Annotated in this window: 13 protein-coding genes; 1 reads left to right on the top strand and 12 read right to left on the bottom strand. The window is 37.6% G+C overall.

What is annotated here, in order from left to right; genetic code table 11:
* Positions 1 to 18 precede the first annotated feature (18 nt).
* Positions 19 to 954: a TolB-like translocation protein gene (locus D778_RS05610; RefSeq protein ID WP_162138289.1), complete on the top strand. Its 936-nt coding sequence runs from the start codon at positions 19 to 21 to the stop codon at positions 952 to 954.
* A 14-nt stretch (positions 955 to 968) separates the two neighbouring features.
* Here the strand turns inward: D778_RS05610 and D778_RS05605 are convergent, their stop codons facing one another.
* The 12 genes from D778_RS05605 to D778_RS05550 form a co-directional block, all read right to left on the bottom strand.
* A complete protein-coding gene (locus tag D778_RS05605) occupies positions 969 to 1736 on the bottom strand; it encodes a toxin-antitoxin system YwqK family antitoxin (RefSeq protein WP_007648556.1) in 768 nt (255 codons plus the stop codon).
* A gap of 10 nt (positions 1737 to 1746) precedes the next feature.
* A complete protein-coding gene (locus tag D778_RS05600) occupies positions 1747 to 2688 on the bottom strand; it encodes an NAD(P)H-dependent flavin oxidoreductase (protein ID WP_040491588.1) in 942 nt (313 codons plus the stop codon).
* 72 nt (positions 2689 to 2760) lie between these two features.
* Entirely contained in the window at positions 2761 to 4362 is a 1602-nt protein-coding gene (locus D778_RS05595) for a S8 family serine peptidase (protein WP_007648554.1), read from the bottom strand.
* Positions 4363 to 4386: 24 nt separating this feature from the next.
* Positions 4387 to 5580, bottom strand: coding sequence for a tRNA 2-thiouridine(34) synthase MnmA (gene mnmA / locus D778_RS05590; RefSeq protein WP_007648553.1), 1194 nt, complete (start codon positions 5578 to 5580; stop codon positions 4387 to 4389).
* 381 nt (positions 5581 to 5961) lie between these two features.
* Positions 5962 to 6666 (bottom strand): toxin-antitoxin system YwqK family antitoxin, encoded by a 705-nt coding sequence (locus D778_RS05585; protein ID WP_007648552.1) that lies wholly within the window; start codon positions 6664 to 6666, stop codon positions 5962 to 5964.
* Between the two features lie 94 nt (positions 6667 to 6760).
* Positions 6761 to 8665: a membrane protein insertase YidC gene (gene yidC, locus D778_RS05580; RefSeq protein ID WP_007648551.1), complete on the bottom strand. Its 1905-nt coding sequence runs from the start codon at positions 8663 to 8665 to the stop codon at positions 6761 to 6763.
* 93 nt (positions 8666 to 8758) lie between these two features.
* Positions 8759 to 10399, bottom strand: coding sequence for a CTP synthase (locus tag D778_RS05575; protein WP_007648550.1), 1641 nt, complete (start codon positions 10397 to 10399; stop codon positions 8759 to 8761).
* Positions 10400 to 10624: 225 nt separating this feature from the next.
* Entirely contained in the window at positions 10625 to 10855 is a 231-nt protein-coding gene (locus D778_RS05570) for a DUF3820 family protein (protein ID WP_007648549.1), read from the bottom strand.
* Positions 10856 to 10864: 9 nt separating this feature from the next.
* Positions 10865 to 11413, bottom strand: coding sequence for a DUF922 domain-containing protein (locus D778_RS05565; RefSeq protein WP_007648548.1), 549 nt, complete (start codon positions 11411 to 11413; stop codon positions 10865 to 10867).
* Positions 11414 to 11463: 50 nt separating this feature from the next.
* On the bottom strand, positions 11464 to 13380 hold the full coding sequence (locus D778_RS05560; RefSeq protein ID WP_007648547.1) for a LysM peptidoglycan-binding domain-containing protein: 1917 nt from the start codon (positions 13378 to 13380) through the stop codon (positions 11464 to 11466).
* Positions 13381 to 13544: 164 nt separating this feature from the next.
* Positions 13545 to 15080, bottom strand: a complete 1536-nt coding sequence (guaA, locus tag D778_RS05555; RefSeq protein WP_007648546.1) for a glutamine-hydrolyzing GMP synthase — start codon at positions 15078 to 15080, stop codon at positions 13545 to 13547.
* A gap of 149 nt (positions 15081 to 15229) precedes the next feature.
* Positions 15230 to 16600 carry a pyridoxal phosphate-dependent decarboxylase family protein gene (locus D778_RS05550; protein WP_007648545.1) on the bottom strand — a complete coding sequence of 457 codons (1371 nt, stop codon included), beginning with the start codon at positions 16598 to 16600 and terminating at the stop codon, positions 15230 to 15232.
* Between the last annotated feature and the right edge of the window lie 4 nt (positions 16601 to 16604).

Below are 16604 nucleotides of genomic sequence, written 5' to 3'. Positions count from 1 at the left end.
TTGCTTCAAATTTTATATATGAAATTTATTTACACCATAGGAATTTCGCTTATTTCACTGTTTAGCTTTTCGCAGGAAACCCCAGAATTATTTTTAGCAGAGCTCACCAAACAATTCCCTAACGTTAGGGATTTTACCCTATCGCCTAATGGCAAAGAAATATTGTTTACAGCACAAAGTGTCATGGGCAATTTATCTGCCATTGTTTCTGTTAAAAAAGAAAACAACATTTGGTCGCAACCTGAAATTGCTTCGTTTTCCGGGATGCATTTTGATTTGGAACCATATTTTGCTTCAAATGGATTGACACTCTATTTTGTGTCCAGCAGACCCTTAGACCAAAGTCAAATCCAGCAAAAAGATTTTGATATTTGGTTTGTGGAACGAGCCACTTTAGACGCTGCTTGGTCTGAACCAAAAAATATAGGAAGCCCCATAAATACGGAAGATGGAGAGTTTTACCCTTCCATTGCAAACAATGGGGACTTTTATTTTACACGAGACAATCCAGATTTAAAAACGAAGGATGATATTTATATTAGCGTTTATGAAAACAATAGGTACCAAAAACCCAAGAAACTACCTATGTCCATAAATACCGAAGGGTATGAATACAATGCCTTTATTGCTCCAGATGCCTCCTACATTATTTTTGGAAGTTATAACCGAAAAGACGGTTTTGGAAGTGGGGATCTATACATCAGTTTTCAAACAGAGGACGGATGGACACCTGCTGAAAATTTAGGAGCAAACATCAATTCCAACAAGATGGATTACTGTCCTTTTGTAGATACCAAAACGAATACCTTATACTTTACAAGCAAACGGGACCATACAAAGGTACAACAGGAAAAGGCCTTAACCACTGAAGAATTTATAAGCGAATTGCATAAAGCCGATAATGGCTCCAGTAGGCTGTATCAGGTTTCTATTGATGCCTTATTGAAGCAATAGTTGTACTGCAACGTTTAATCACTTGTTTGAAAACTCGATATAACAGACTTTAAGACCACATAGGCATCCTCTTTTTCCCCATCCAATTCAGCTGGCAACCACTCGCCTTTTGTATTGTTTATCATATCTTCCAATATAATCCTGAAATCTTGGTTTAACAAGGGTTCATTTGCTCTTAGGTCTCCAACAGTCCCATCTTTTTTAACTAATATGGAAATATCTGCATAAATAGCTCCAACAGCATTGGTGTTTTCTTTTTTGGAATTAATATAGGTATTTGTAATATCGATATTCAAATTTGAGATCCCTCCAAGGTATGCTGGTGGACAATCAAGGGTTTTCCAAACTGATATTCCATCAACAAGCACTTCATATTTTGTATCGGTTCCACATGCACTGGAAAATATAAGGGTATCTGTGTCATGGTTATAGCTATGCAGCAATACCCCAAAATAATCGTAATACTTCCAAATCCCTACTTTTTTATTTGCTTTATAAGTCCCTTCGTTTTTTAAGTGATTTGTTCCTGCATACCATGCCTTCCATACACCATTTTTTTCACCATACAGATAAGTGCCGACAACTAGTGGTTGTTTATAAATATAATCCATGACCTTATAAGTACCATGTTTGGTTATTTTATCTGATTTTAAAACTTGGTATGTTGCCGTTCCAAAAGACACTTTTTCCGTAACCTTTTTAACTTTTTCAGGTTTTTGGGCTGTTGCCAATGATATACAGAACGTCAGGCACAACAATATTGGAAGGTGTTTTAATTTCATAAGTAGGATTTTAAAGTGTAGCAACAAACTGTTTCGCTTCCTCAAATTCCTGCATCATGTCTGCCACAATTTGAGCAGCTGGTTTAATGTCATGTATCAAACCAGCAATTTGGCCTATTTCCAATTCGCCATCATCCAAATCGCCTTCAAACATGCCCCGTTTTGCTCTTGCACGACCTAATAAGTCTTTTAATTGTTCAGGTGTTGGAGCTGTTTTATACAATTCCTGAATCTCGTTGTAAAATTTATTTTTCACCAAACGAACAGGTGCCAATTCTTTTAGGGTTAATTGGGTATCGCCTTCTTTAACATCCACAACCACTTGTTTAAAGGCTTGGTGTGCCGAGCTTTCTTCGCTGGCCACAAAACGGCTGCCCACTTGCACGCCATCGGCTCCTAAAACCATGGCTGCCAACATGGCTTTTCCTGTAGCAATTCCTCCAGCTGCAATTAATGGAATTTGCAAGTGCTCCTTTACCATAGGAATTAATGTTAAGGTAGTGGTTTCGTCCCTTCCATTGTGTCCTCCAGCTTCAAAACCTTCGGCAACCACAGCATCCACACCTGCTTCTTGAGCTTTTAATGCAAATTTCACACTACTTACCACATGTACCACAGTGATGCCTTTGTCCTGTAACCAACTGGTCCAGGTTTTAGGGTTTCCTGCCGAGGTAAATACAATCTTAACATTTTCTTCCACAATAATATCCATGATCTCCTGGATGTTTGGATACAGCATAGGCACATTGACCCCAAATGGTTTGTTAGTGGCTTTTTGGCATTTTTGAATGTGTTCCCTTAAAACGTCAGGGTACATGGATCCTGCCCCTATTAAACCTAATGCTCCTGCATTGCTTGCAGCCGAAGCCAAGCGCCAACCGGAATTCCAGATCATGCCGGCTTGAACGATTGGATATGTGGTATTGAAAAGTTGTGTGATTCTGTTTGTCATAAATATATTGTTAAAAGAGCTTTCGACTTTGATCAAGATAATTCTTGAAACTGATTCTATATTGAGATTGTATTATTTTTTGATGATTTTTTTGGTTATTGTCTCTTTTTGAGTATTGATTTTTAATAAATAAACCCCATTAGCTAGGGAGGACATGTTGATTGTTGTAGACTGGAACACCTTTGCTTCCATGACTGCTTTTCCTAAGATGGTATATACAATAACCTGAACATTTGTTTCTGTAGAAGGCATCTTGAGATGCAGTTCATGCCATACAGGGTTTGGATATATTTGAATGTTATGTTGGAGGTTTTCAGCCTCCGGAAGGCTTAAGCCTTGATTTAAGGCTGTGGCCAAATTGGGGATTCCATATCCCAAAGTATAGTCTGGTGTTAGGTATTGTGAGGCCGATTCCCGAACCAACTGCATGATTTCGGCATTGGTTAAATCTGGTAAGGCTTCCCATAAACAGGCTAAAGCTCCAGCCATAATAGGTGCACTGAAAGAGGTGCCATTGGCGGTTCCTATGTTGTTGTTTGACCAAATTACAGCACTGGCTTGGCCTTGAGTCACCACATCTGGTTTTTGGGTAGGTTGAAAGATGCTGCCTTGAGAGCTAAAACCGGCATAATCTCCATTAGCATCCACAGCCCCTATGGTAAAAACTCCAGCTGCATCGGCAGGAGCATTCAATCCATTTGTACCAGCATTTCCTGCAGAATTTACAACCAAGATGCCTTTTTCAAAAGCGATATTGGCCCCTTTGCTAATGTAGGTGGTCAGTCCGTCCAAATCTGCATCGGTATGATTGTAATTGGCATTGTCATAAATTTTATATCCCAAAGAAGAATTGATGATGTCCACTCCCAAACTATCTGCACGTTCGGCTGCTTCTACCCAAAGACTTTCCTCTACGGGATTTTCGTCTGGGGCATTTTCTGTTCTAAACAAATAATACGAAGCATCTGGTGCCGTACCAACATAAGACCCTTCCACATAGCCAGCCATGGTGCTTAAAACCAAGGTTCCGTGGGAACTGGAGGTATTGGCGTAAACATCTGGATTTCTATCAAAAAAATCATAAGCTCCCAAAATACCATTGTTATCCCTTAAGCGCTGGAAAGCTCCCATGGTATTCACATTGGGAAAACCAGCATCAATTACAGCAATGACCATTCCGTTTCCTGTGTGGTTGCTTTGATGCAAAACATCCCCTTGAATCATTGTTATTTGATTGGCAGCTTGACCATAATCAAAACTGGTTCGTGCTGTTTCAAACTCAAATTTATTTTTTGGAATTTCCACTCTTGCATTTAAGCTTTTATTAGCGAAAATAATGTGATCCACATAAGGTAACGCTACCAAATTATTGATATCTGTTTCCGTACCACGAACATGAACAGCGTTGAACCATTTGGATTTAGCCAAAACCGTAATACCCGATTGCTGTTTTAATTGCGAAATATAGTTTTCGTTTACTGGAACATCCCGAGAGTCTATAGAAACTCCATGAGCCATTTTTCTATCTATGGCTTCTTGAGTTAAAATAGAAATAGGATTTGCCAAAGCTTGAGCCACATTCTCTTTATCTGTTAAATACACCCAAGCATCTTCTTGGGAAAAAACACGAAATGGCATGCAGAGCAGTATTAAAAAAAGTAGTCTTGAGGTCATGAGTATCTTATTTACTCATGCAATTTAAGAAATTACTCCAGAACCAACTAATTCATCGTTAAGATACCATGCCACAAATTGTCCTTCGGTTATGGCAGATTGTGGTTCTTGAAACTCTACATACATACCTGAATCTACTTGATGTAAAGTCGCTTTTTGCAAAGGTTGCCTGTATCGAATCCTCGCCATAACATCCATGGTCCCATCTATTTGAAGCTTCAAGTCTTCACGAACCCAGTGCAGCTCGTCGTTTGATACAAAAAGTACCTTTTTAAACAATCCTGGATGTTGCTTGCCCTGACCTGTATAAATTATGTTGTCTTCCACATTGGTGTCAATAACAAAAAGCGGTTCCACAGTCCCTCCAACAGCTAAGCCCTTGCGTTGCCCTTTGGTAAAATAATGTGCACCTTGGTGTTTGCCAACCACTTTACCATCTTGTTTTTTGTAGGATATCTTCTTGGACAGATATTGCAATTCTTCGGTCTTGGATTGAAACTTGGGCAATTCCTGATTGTAAGCTTGAAAATCGTCTGAAACCTCAACAATAAAACCTTCTTTAGGTTTTAATTGTTGCTGAAGAAATTCTGGCAACCGGACTTTCCCAATAAAACAAAGTCCTTGAGAATCTTTCTTTTCGGCAGTAATCAAACCTTGTTGTGCTGCAATCTCCCTAACCTCTGGTTTTTGCAATTCGCCAATAGGAAACAAGGCTTTGGCCAATTGCTCTTGGGATAGCTGGCATAAAAAATACGATTGGTCCTTATTGGCATCTGCTCCAGCCAAGAGTTGGTGTATTTGTTTACCATCTTTTTCAATGGTGTGTTTTCTACAATAGTGTCCCGTTGCCACATAATCTGCTCCAAGATCCAGGGCTATTTTCATAAACACATCGAATTTAATCTCACGATTGCACAGCACATCTGGATTTGGGGTTCGGCCTTTTTCATATTCATGGAACATATAGTCCACAATACGCTCTTTGTACTGCTCGCTTAAATCGACCGTTTGAAAAGGGATTCCCAATTTATCTGCCACCAACATGGCATCGTTACTATCGTCCAACCAAGGACATTCGTTGGAAATAGTTACAGAATCGTCATGCCAGTTTTTCATAAACAGGCCTATAACCTCATATCCTTGCTCTTTAAGCAGGTATGCTGCCACACTGGAATCGACACCTCCAGAAAGTCCAACTATTACACGTTTTTTCTTCATAATTTCAGTTTGCAAAGATAGGTATTTTAGATAAATCTATCTCTTTTTAACGGTTTATTAATTAAAGTACAGCTGCTTAATACTATCGCTTTCAATAGGTTACCCAAAAGCCCTGATTTTTAGTCCCTAAAAGTTTTCAAAATGACAATAATTTTTCCTATTTTTACGGTACTTATGTTTAGGTGAACTCCCTACTTCGATTGATTAATAGCTTACTCAACTTGTGATTTACCTAAAAAGTAAAGCTCCTTATGAAAATAAGGAGCTTTTATATTTTGCCACACCCGAGACTGCCAGTAAAACAGTTACAAACACTCCTTAAAAAAGGTAAAAACAAAGCTTCAAGGCAAAGTTTTTAGGGTTTGCCAGATTAAATAGGTGTTAGTCTTTCTTTAAATAAGGATTTTTGGAATAGCGCGTAAAATCTTTTTCTTCGTTTAATTCACCTTCTTTATAGTATTTCCATATTCCATCTTTTCTATCGTTTTTATATTGACCTTCAATTTCCAATGTTCCATTGGCATTATAAAATTTGGCTTCGCCATGTAACTCCCCTTGGACATAGTGATAGCTTTTCATAAGGTTTCCATTTTCATAAAACCAAGTGGCTTTTCCATGGAGTTTGCCTTCCTTATAAAATCGGTTTTCAGCTATTTGTCCACTTTGGTAATAAACCAAACTCTCTCCATGCAACTGTCCTTGGTTGTTATAATGTTCCAAAGTCATGACTTGGTTGGAGTTGTTGTGATAGTAGGTCCAAGCTCCAATGTATTTTTTTTCTTTCATCAAACCTTTGCTAATAATCATTCCGTTTGATGCATAGAAGGTCACTTCTGCTAGATTGTCGTTCTCATTAAATTGTTTGGTAGCTGTTAATACTGCTTCGTTATTGATGTTTTTGTAAAATTTAAACAACCCTATTTCTTTGCCGTTTTTAAATGCGCCTTCATACCGAAGCACATTGGTATTGTCGAACGTTTTTTTCCAGACACCATGTCTTTTCCCATTTTCATCAAACTGGTTGATGTTTTGAGCCATGATTAAGGTAGGGATAACCACTAGTAAAAGAACCAGAACCTGTTTCATATTAAATATATATATTTTGTTTAATTGCTATTATAACGTTTACTAACTTAAAATGTTATTTAACAAAAAAGCTGCCAAATATGGCAGCTTAAAATTATTTTTTACGTTTTTGTTGCGCTTGTTTTTGCTGCTCTGCCTGTTCCATCATTTGTTCCATTTTTTTCTGGAAACGGTTTTGCTTTTTAGGTTTCTTTTTATTGACCTGAATTTGCGCATGGATTTTATCTTCGTCCAGGATGTAATTCTTGATTACCAACATGATTCCTATACTAATGACGTTGGAAATGAAATAGTACAAACTTAATCCTGATGCGTAATTATTAAAGAAAAACAACATCATTAATGGCGACAGGTAAATCATGAACTTCATCATCTTTGCCATGTCTGGCATGCCTTCCTGTGTTGGCTGTGAGGCCATTTGCTGTCCTGTTGTCATTTTCATGTAAAAGAAAATAGCAATGGCAGCCAAAATAGGAAATAAACTCACATGGTCTCCATAGAAAGGAATTTTAAACGGTAAATATGCCACAGCATCGTAAGAAGATAAGTCGTCTGCCCAAAGGAAACTTTTCTGTCTTAAATCGAACGCTGTTGGGAAGAACATAAACAGGGCATAGAAAACCGGCAACTGAATAAGCCCTGGCAAACAACCACTTAACGGACTTGCCCCAGCTTTGTTTTGAAGCGCCATGGTTTCCTGTTGTGCTTTCATTTTGTTGTCTTTGTATTTTTCCCTTATGGCATCCAATTCTGGTTTTAAGACCTTTAATTTGGCCTGTGACAAAAATTGCTTGTACTGTACAAAAGACATTAACAGCTTTATAAGAATGGTCATGACAATAATGGCAATTCCATAAGGCAAGAAACTACTTAAAAAGCCAAATAATGGAATAAACAAGGCTTTGTTGATCCATCCAAAAATACCCCAACCAAACGGAATGCTTTCATCTAGGTTATCGTCATATTTCTTTAATATCTTACTGTCTGTAGGTCCAAAATAAAATTTTAAAGGTTGGTTTATTTCACCTGCCTGAAAAGTCAGTGGGAACTTGGTGATAAATTGTTTGGTAAAAACAGTATCAACATCTTCGTTGGTCACCAAATCTTCAGAAGCAATATTTACACGTTTTATAGGTTCTTTAGAAACCATAATGGAACTAAAGAAATGCTGTCTGTAAGACAACCATTTAACATCTTCTATAAGCTCCTCATCACTACCTGCTTGAGCCAGTTTGTCTATTTTACCTTCGTCGTATTGATAGGTTAAGCGTGTGTAACGGTTTTCGTAGCTAATGCTTTGATCGTGGCGATAGGCTTTTAAACTCCAGTTTAAATTCACTTCCTGAGAACTGTTGATGACGTTATTCAAGCCTTTGGATTGAATGGTAAAATCTACCATATAATCGTTTGGTTTTAACTCATAACGATACTCCAAGTATTTTTCCGGAGATACTTTCAGTTTCATGGAAACCACAGTGTTCTCTCCATTTTTGGTTACAGTAGGCTGAAAATAGAGGTCTTTGGTATTTAGAATGCGGCTATCGGTTGTACCGAAATTAATATTGAAATCGGTATTTCCATTTCTAACCAGGTAGATAGGAACCGAATCAAAATCGACAAACTTTTTTAGTTTAATTTCAGATAAATAACCTCCTTTATTGCTGAATTTTAGGGCTAGCACATCGTTTTCAACAACAGTTTCGTTGTTGGTAGCCGATGGAAGTGTGGATGAATAAGCAAAAGCTCCCAATTTATTGTTTAGGGCTACCAATTGCAAAGAGTCTGTTAGGGTTGCGGCAGAAAAATCCTCAGCAGTGGTAACAGCTACATTATTTTGTTCAGCAGCTTTTTTCTCAGCTTCCAATTGTTCTTGCTTGGCCTGTTCCTGAGCTGCTTGCTCTTCTTCAGTTGGTTTATTCATGTACATCATGTACACAAGTATCCCAAAAATAAGTACAAATCCGATAATCGAATTTAAGTCAATTTTCTTTTCTTCCATATTTATCTCTTCTTGTTAATTGAAGAAAACCTTGGTGGTTTATTAATATCCCTGTTTTAGGGACGTTTGGATAAGTCAAAAACCAATCCGTTTTTATTTTTGTGCCATACTGGCACTTTTTCCTGTTTTTTTATGTTTTAAAGCTGCTTTGATAAAAGCCACGAACAACGGATGTGGGTTGGCAACCGTACTTTTGTATTCTGGATGGTATTGCACACCTACAAACCATGGATGTTCTGGGATTTCAATAATTTCAACAAGTCCTGTATCTGGATTTAAACCAGTTGCCAACATACCAGCAGCTTCAATTTGCTCTTTGTAACTGTTGTTAAATTCAAAACGGTGTCTGTGACGCTCTAAAATGGTGTTGGCTTTATATACTTTTTGTGCCAATGAATTCATTTTTAAATCGCAAGCCCAAGCACCAAGTCTCATGGTTCCTCCTTTATCGGTTACATTTTTTTGTTCGTCCATTAAGGCAATCACGGGATGTGGTGTTTTGCTGTCCATTTCTGTAGAATTGGCATCTTTTAAATTCAGGACATTTCTAGCAAATTCTATAACAGCCATTTGCATGCCCAAACAAATCCCCAAGAAAGGAATGTTGTTTTCCCTAACAAATTTTACAGCTTCTATTTTTCCTTCAATTCCTCTTTCACCAAAACCTGGAGCAACCAAAACCCCATCTAAATGAGAAAGTTTTACTTTAATATTGTCCTGGTTTAAATATTCGGAATGAATGGGTTCTACATTTACCTTTACTTCGTTTTCTGCTCCAGCATGGATAAAAGCTTCTAAAATAGACTTATAGGAATCCTGAAGTTCTACATATTTCCCTATTAAACCAATGGTAATTTCGGTTGTTGGGTTTTTATGACGTTGCAAAAATTTATTCCAATTGGTTAAATCTGGCGTATAGCTTTCCAAGGCCAGTTTCTTTAAAACCACTTTATCCAAACCTTGTTCCAGCATTAAATTTGGCACATCGTAAATGGTTGAAGCATCTATGGATTGAATAACAGCTTCTTCGCGTACATTACAGAATTTGGCCAATTTACTTCTTAGCTCGTCTGGCAATTCGTGTTCTGTTCTACACACTAGGATATCTGCCATAACACCAGATTCCATCAAGGTTTTTACACTGTGCTGGGTTGGCTTGGTTTTTAATTCTCCAGCTGCCGATAAAAAGGGTACCAAGGTTAAATGGATCACAATGGCATTGTTGTCTCCCAAATCCCATTTTAACTGACGTACAGCTTCCACATAAGGTAAGGATTCAATATCACCAACGGTTCCACCAATTTCAGTGATCACAATATCGTAATCTCCAGATTTGCCAAGTATTTGAACACGTTCCTTAATTTCGTCTGTAATGTGGGGAATGACTTGAACGGTCTTCCCTAAAAACTCTCCACGTCTTTCCTTTTGGATAACGCTTTGGTAAATTCTCCCAGTAGTCACATTGTTTGCCTGACTGGTTGGTACGTTTAAAAAACGTTCGTAATGACCTAAATCCAAGTCGGTTTCTGCTCCATCATCCGTTACATAGCATTCTCCATGCTCGTAAGGATTTAAAGTCCCTGGATCGACATTGATATAAGGGTCCAGTTTTTGGATGGTTGTTCTATAACCTTGTGCTTGAAGTAATTTTGCAAGAGAAGCTGCAATTATGCCTTTTCCTAAGGAAGAAGTCACACCTCCTGTTACAAATATGTATTTTGTAGTCGTTGTCATGTTGCGCTGTTAAACGCAGGCAAATTTACAATTTTAAGTTGAGAAGTTTCAAGTTTATACGGTTATTTGTTTGGAAAATTAATGGTTTACTGTAAGCACCTTGTTTCATGGTACCAACAGCTTAATATTGGGTAATGTTTTTTAAAATAAGCTTTTAAAAACATATAAGCACTCAATACCTAAAACCATTTTTAGATTAAATTTACATTTGGTACAGGTTAGAATTTATTTGGGAAACTGGCGTTTTATATTTCTTATTAACTCTTCCAAGCCATTTAATTTTAATTCATACACTGTTTCCAACATCTGTCCCAATGGTCCTTTAGGAAACCCTTTGTTATGATACCAAACCACATAATATTCTGGTAAATCTATAAGATAACGGTCTTTATATTTTCCAAATGGCATTTTGGTGTGTGCCAATTTAATTAAAAACTCTTTGTCTGGTTGTATCAAAATAAATAGTTAAGATTTAAATCCTGAAAGCTTCAACAATTCTTCCTGCACATGCTGTTCCCAATGGGCCTGAGCTTTTATATCCCTTGAAAAATCCGTTTCCATATCGTATACATTCTGCATCAATTTCAAATCTGTTTGAATTTGATAATGTATCGAATCTAAGGTTTCAACTAGATTTTTTGAAACTTTTAGTTTAGATAATTGCTGTCTAAACCTCCTTGCATGTAATTCCGTAATATCAAAATGCAATTGTTCATGCGACAAAATGTGTGCATTGGCTCTTTCTGATTTTACCCATGATTTTTCAGGGTAAAAACTGGTTTTTACTTCTGTGCTAAACCCAATGATCTCATCGTTTTCTTTTTGAATGGCATAGTGAAAGGTAAGTCCTGAAGCCGTTATGGCAACCACATCTGTGTCTGGATCTGGTTGGTCTTTAAAATCGTTCCATGACAACTTGAATGTTTCCGACCAAGTGATGCCAGGCACATTTTGTGAAAAGACCAAACAATCAACAAGTACAAAAACCACCAAAAATCCTCCTTTATGCCACATTGTTTTCATAATACATTTATATTATTAAGTGGCACCAGGCCTTGAAGTATTTAGTTTACTTCAACAATTTTTAAATCTTGATATTTAACCAAGTAAACCGTATCGTTATAATAACCACCTAAAAATTTCTTTTTATAGGCAAATTTGTTCTCAACATATTCTGTTAATGGAGCTTCCGTGACAGAAAGGTATAAGTCTTCTGAACTTACCAAACGCAATACCACATCCATGGTTATATCAAAACCGCGGACTGCTACTTTGTTAGGCGTAATGCCATAACGCTTTTCGTATGCTTTTACAAAGGAATTATTATCGTCTTCATTGTAAGATTTGGAAATGGTTGGAAAATGAAAGTCCAAATGTGACAAATGGTAATTTGAAACTTCATCGTCTTCAAAAGCTGCATTCATATTGGTGGTAACCAATACAATGTTGCGCTCCTTATTTTTCATGGAGTTCAATTTACTGGTGACATTGGACACAAATCCTGGATTATCAGACTCTAAAAAGACAACATTTTTCCCAGGCTTTAGACTCCCTAAAATATCTTGATCCAAGATATAAAAGGCATCTTCCCCTTTTCTGTTTTTTCTTGAAAATACTTGTGACGCCGACAAAAAGGTGCGTTTCAGGTTATCACTGACTTTGGTATGCTTTGCATCAGACACAATGATCACATGTTGCTTGATACTATCGTTTTTTACAAAATCAACTATTTTATCATAAAGTAACGATTCAGAAGGCCTGGATTGAAACACATTTTCTGTAAGTGTCACGTTTTTGGTGATTGGAGATATTACAGGAACTTGGTACGTTTTTAATTCTGAAGCTACTTTCTCTATGTTGTTTTGCATAAAGGGCCCAATAACGGCATCCACATCACTAAATTCATTGGTGTTTAAAATATGTGACACTTCACTTAATAAATTCTTAGTGTCGTAAACATCCACTTTTAAATTAACTCCCAACTTTTTAAGTGAGTCCAAAGCCATTAATGCTCCCGAATGGAAATCCATTGACATGCTAAGAAATGGATTTGAGGTAAGTTCTTTTTTTGCGTCTTGTATAGAGTCTGCATCCACTTTATTAAGTTGAAATGGCAGCATGATTACAAGATGTTTTGTATTGGAGCTCTTGATACGATCTGTTAGATCTATTTCCTGTTGCTCTGTATTTGTGGTTTCCCCTACTGTTGCATTGTAAGGGATTTTTAAAATCATCCCTTCTTTTAAACCAGATTCTTTAAGGCCTGGATTTAAAATTTCCAATTGCTCTTGCTCCACACCCAATTTCAGTTTCAGTCTGTAAAAGCCTTCTTTTGGCAAGACTTTGTAATATGAATAGGCTTCGTCTATAGGTTTTTCTTCTTTTTGGTTAATGTTTGGCACATGTATTTGGTCTCCAACATTTAAAACCTCTCCCATATCTGGGTTCAATGCTTCCAACTGATCGATGGTAATCCCAAATTTGTAGGCAATACGCCATTTACCCTCTTTTGGTAAAACTGTGTATATTTTTGTTGTGCTTTCCGGTTTTGAAACTGTAAACACTTTTTTGTAAACCGGAATTTTTAAATCATCCCCTTTACGGAGGTTATTGGCATATAAAAATGTGTTGTGTTTTTTTATTTCAGCTTCTTCAACATCATATTCTTTAGCTAGGCTGTATAGGGTTTCTTTTCGCTTTACCTTATGCTGTTTAAACCCAACCAATTCCTTTTCAATAGTGGCTTGAGGCGCTGAATTTGAACTTTTGGAATTGGGAATGATCAAAACTGCGTTTGTTTTGATTCCTTTTTTGGCATCTGGATTCAAACCATAGATATCTTGTGTGTTTACTTGATAGCGTTTGGCAATGCTTTCAATGGTTTCCCCTTGCTTAACTTTATGTGTTTTAAAATTTTGAGCTTGACTGGAAGCACAACCCACAATTAAAACCAAGAATAAGATGTATATTATTTTTTTCATATTATTAATTATACGGTCTAAATGGCGCTAGGCTTTTTAATTATTCAAAAAATAAATTGCAACATAATACCTTAATTTTACAAGCCCACAAGGTTTATAAATCCTTTGGGGCTAAATAATAAAATAGCATTATTCAATAAAATTCCAGATATCCTAGGAATTTATTATTCCCACTCTATGGTTGCAGGTGGTTTTGAACTAATGTCGTATACTACCCTATTAACGCCTTTTACTTTATTTATTATATCGTTTGATGTTTTTTGCAAGAATTCATAAGGCAAATTCACCCAATCTGCTGTCATCCCATCCGTACTTTCAACAGCTCTTAAAGCCACACATTTTTCGTAGGTACGTTCATCTCCCATCACTCCAACACTATTTACCGGTAAAAGTATGGCTCCTGCTTGCCAAACTTGGTCGTACAGGCCCCAAGTTTTCAGTCCATTAATAAAGATGGCATCAACCTCTTGCAATATACGCACTTTTTCGGCAGTGATATCCCCTAAAATCCTAATGGCCAGTCCTGGTCCTGGGAATGGATGACGCCCTAATAAGTTTGCGTCCATACCCATGGAAGCTCCTACACGACGTACTTCGTCCTTAAACAATGCTTTTAGAGGCTCCACAATTTTTAGTTTCATGAAATCTGGCAATCCACCTACATTATGATGGCTTTTAATGGTAGCACTTGGTCCTCCTGTTGCTGAAACACTTTCAATAACATCTGGATAAATAGTTCCTTGAGCCAACCAAGTAACATCTGAAATTTCATGGGCTTCATCATCAAACACTTCAATGAACACGCGACCAATAGCTTTACGCTTTTCTTCTGGGTCGCTTAATCCAGCAAGTGCTTCCAAAAAGCGTGCCGAAGCGTCCACACCTTTTACATTAAGTCCCATGTCCTTATACTGATCCAGAACTTCCAAAAACTCATTTTTACGCAACAAACCGTTATTTACAAAAATGCAATACAGGTTTTTACCTATGGCTTTATGCAACAACATGGCTGCTACGGAAGAATCCACACCTCCTGAAAGTCCAAGAACCACCTTATCGTTACCTATTTTTTGCTGTAGCTCTTCCACTGTCTCTTCAACAAAGGATTGTGGTGTCCAGTCTTGATTTACCTTGGCTATATGCACTAAAAAATTTTCCAATAACTGTTTCCCATCGGTTGAATGGTACACTTCAGGATGAAACTGAATGGCATAAGTTTCTTCTCCTTCAATTTTAAAAGCTGCATTTTGCACATCGTGCGTACTTGCCAATAAAACACCCTTAGTTGGAAGATGTTTGATGGTATCGCTATGGCTCATCCATACCTGACTTCCTTCGTTGATATTTTTAAAGAAGGTTTCATTGGGTTTTATGTAGGATAATTTAGCCCGACCATATTCCCTAGTATCCGAAGGCGCTACTTCACCTCCAGAAAAATGGGCTAAATATTGTGCGCCATAACACACAGCCAAAACCGGTTTTTTACCTCTGATTTTTGATAAATCTGGATGAAGTGCGTTTTCACCTCTCACGGAAAAAGGGCTTCCTGAGAGTATGACAGCCTTGTATTCTTCAAGCTTGTCAGGAATTTTGTTAAATGGGTGAATCTCACAGTAAATATTGAGTTCCCGAACTCTTCGCGCAATTAGTTGTGTGTATTGCGAACCGAAATCTAAAATAAGTATGTTGTTGTGTTGCATGCGCAAAAATAGTAATTGATTTTTGAATAGCTATTTATGATTTATACTTTTTTGCCACGAATTTACGTATGCTTTATGACTTGTATCTTTTCTACGTATTGCCGAACTTGTTTTCAGCATGCCATACATTCAATAATTTAAAACAATGCTTAATTCATGGTTTCCAAAATCAACCGAATATCTTCTTCAGTGGTATCTGGATTGATAAAACAAAAACGTGAAACCGTTTCATAGGTATCTCCATTTTTCCATTTGGTTGGTGTTACCAGGGCAAAGCCTTTTTTATGATTTTCGTAGGTCCAATGGGTATAATCCTCGGGTTTCCATCCTTTTCTCCTATAAAGCACACAGGATAAGCTTGGTTCCCTTACCAATTCCACATGAGGGTTTTCCTCTATCATTTTGCCAGCTATTTGTGCCAACTCAATCCCTCTTTCCACAGATTGTTTGTATCTGTCCGTTCCATGGGTAGCCAAAGAAAACCACAAAGGCAATCCACGTACACGACGAGTTAATTGAATTTGATAATCGGTAGGATTGAAACCATGTGCGCCTTCGTCCTTAAAAATATCCAGATAAGAACCTTGTTGCGAATGTGCATTTTTGGCCAGTTCTGGTTTTTTGTATATAACTGCGCCACAATCGTAAGGTGAAAACATCCATTTATGAGGATCTATGGTGATACTATCTGCACGTTCAATACCGTTAAATAAATGTCTTACGGAATCGGCTGCCAAAGCGCCTCCACCATAAGCTGCATCCACATGGAACCAAATGTTTTCCTTTTCACAAATATCGGCAATACCTTCTAAATCGTCAATGATTCCAGCATTGGTTGTGCCTCCAGTTGCCACAACTGCAAAAAGTCTTTTGCGTTGGTGAAAGTTTAGGTTATCTATGGTTTTTCGCAGATCGGCTCCAGTTAACCGTTCTTCAGAATCTACCAAAAGAATGTCCACATCGGCCACTTTTGCCATGGCTTTAATTGAAGAATGCGCTCCAATGGATGTAATGATCAAGCCTTTCTCCCTTTTATAAGTTTCGTCTTCCCGCCAATGTTCCCTGGCTGTAACAATTGCTGATAAGTTGGCAGCTGTTCCTCCACTGGTAAAAACCCCAAAAGCACCTTCTGGCAAACCTGTTAAGGACACAATCCATTTCATGGCTTCGTTTTCACAAAAAATACCACCAGCACCTTCCATCCAATATGCACCATGAATGCTTGAGGCAGAGGTTACCAAATCGAACATAATGGCTGCACGCGTTGGGGAAGCTGGCACAAAGGCCAAGTTTCTTGGGTGGTCTACAGGCACATTGGCTTTAGACAGGTATTCTTTCCATAAATTGAAAGCATATTCGCCACCAACACCTTTTTCGGTAACGGTTTCGCCAACAAGTTCTTTAAGTTCTTCGTATTTTTTAGGTTTTCCTATAGGATGCTCTGTAGCGGAAATTCTGCCAATGGCATATTTCATAACATCCAAAGTCATTTCTATCAGGTCTATATCGATTTTGTGCATGGAT

The sequence above is a fragment of the Xanthomarina gelatinilytica genome, from assembly GCF_000348685.1.
GTDB lineage: Bacteria > Bacteroidota > Bacteroidia > Flavobacteriales > Flavobacteriaceae > Xanthomarina > Xanthomarina gelatinilytica.
Note: the sequence above shows the minus strand (reverse complement) of the source record. Positions and strands in the feature narration are given on the sequence as shown.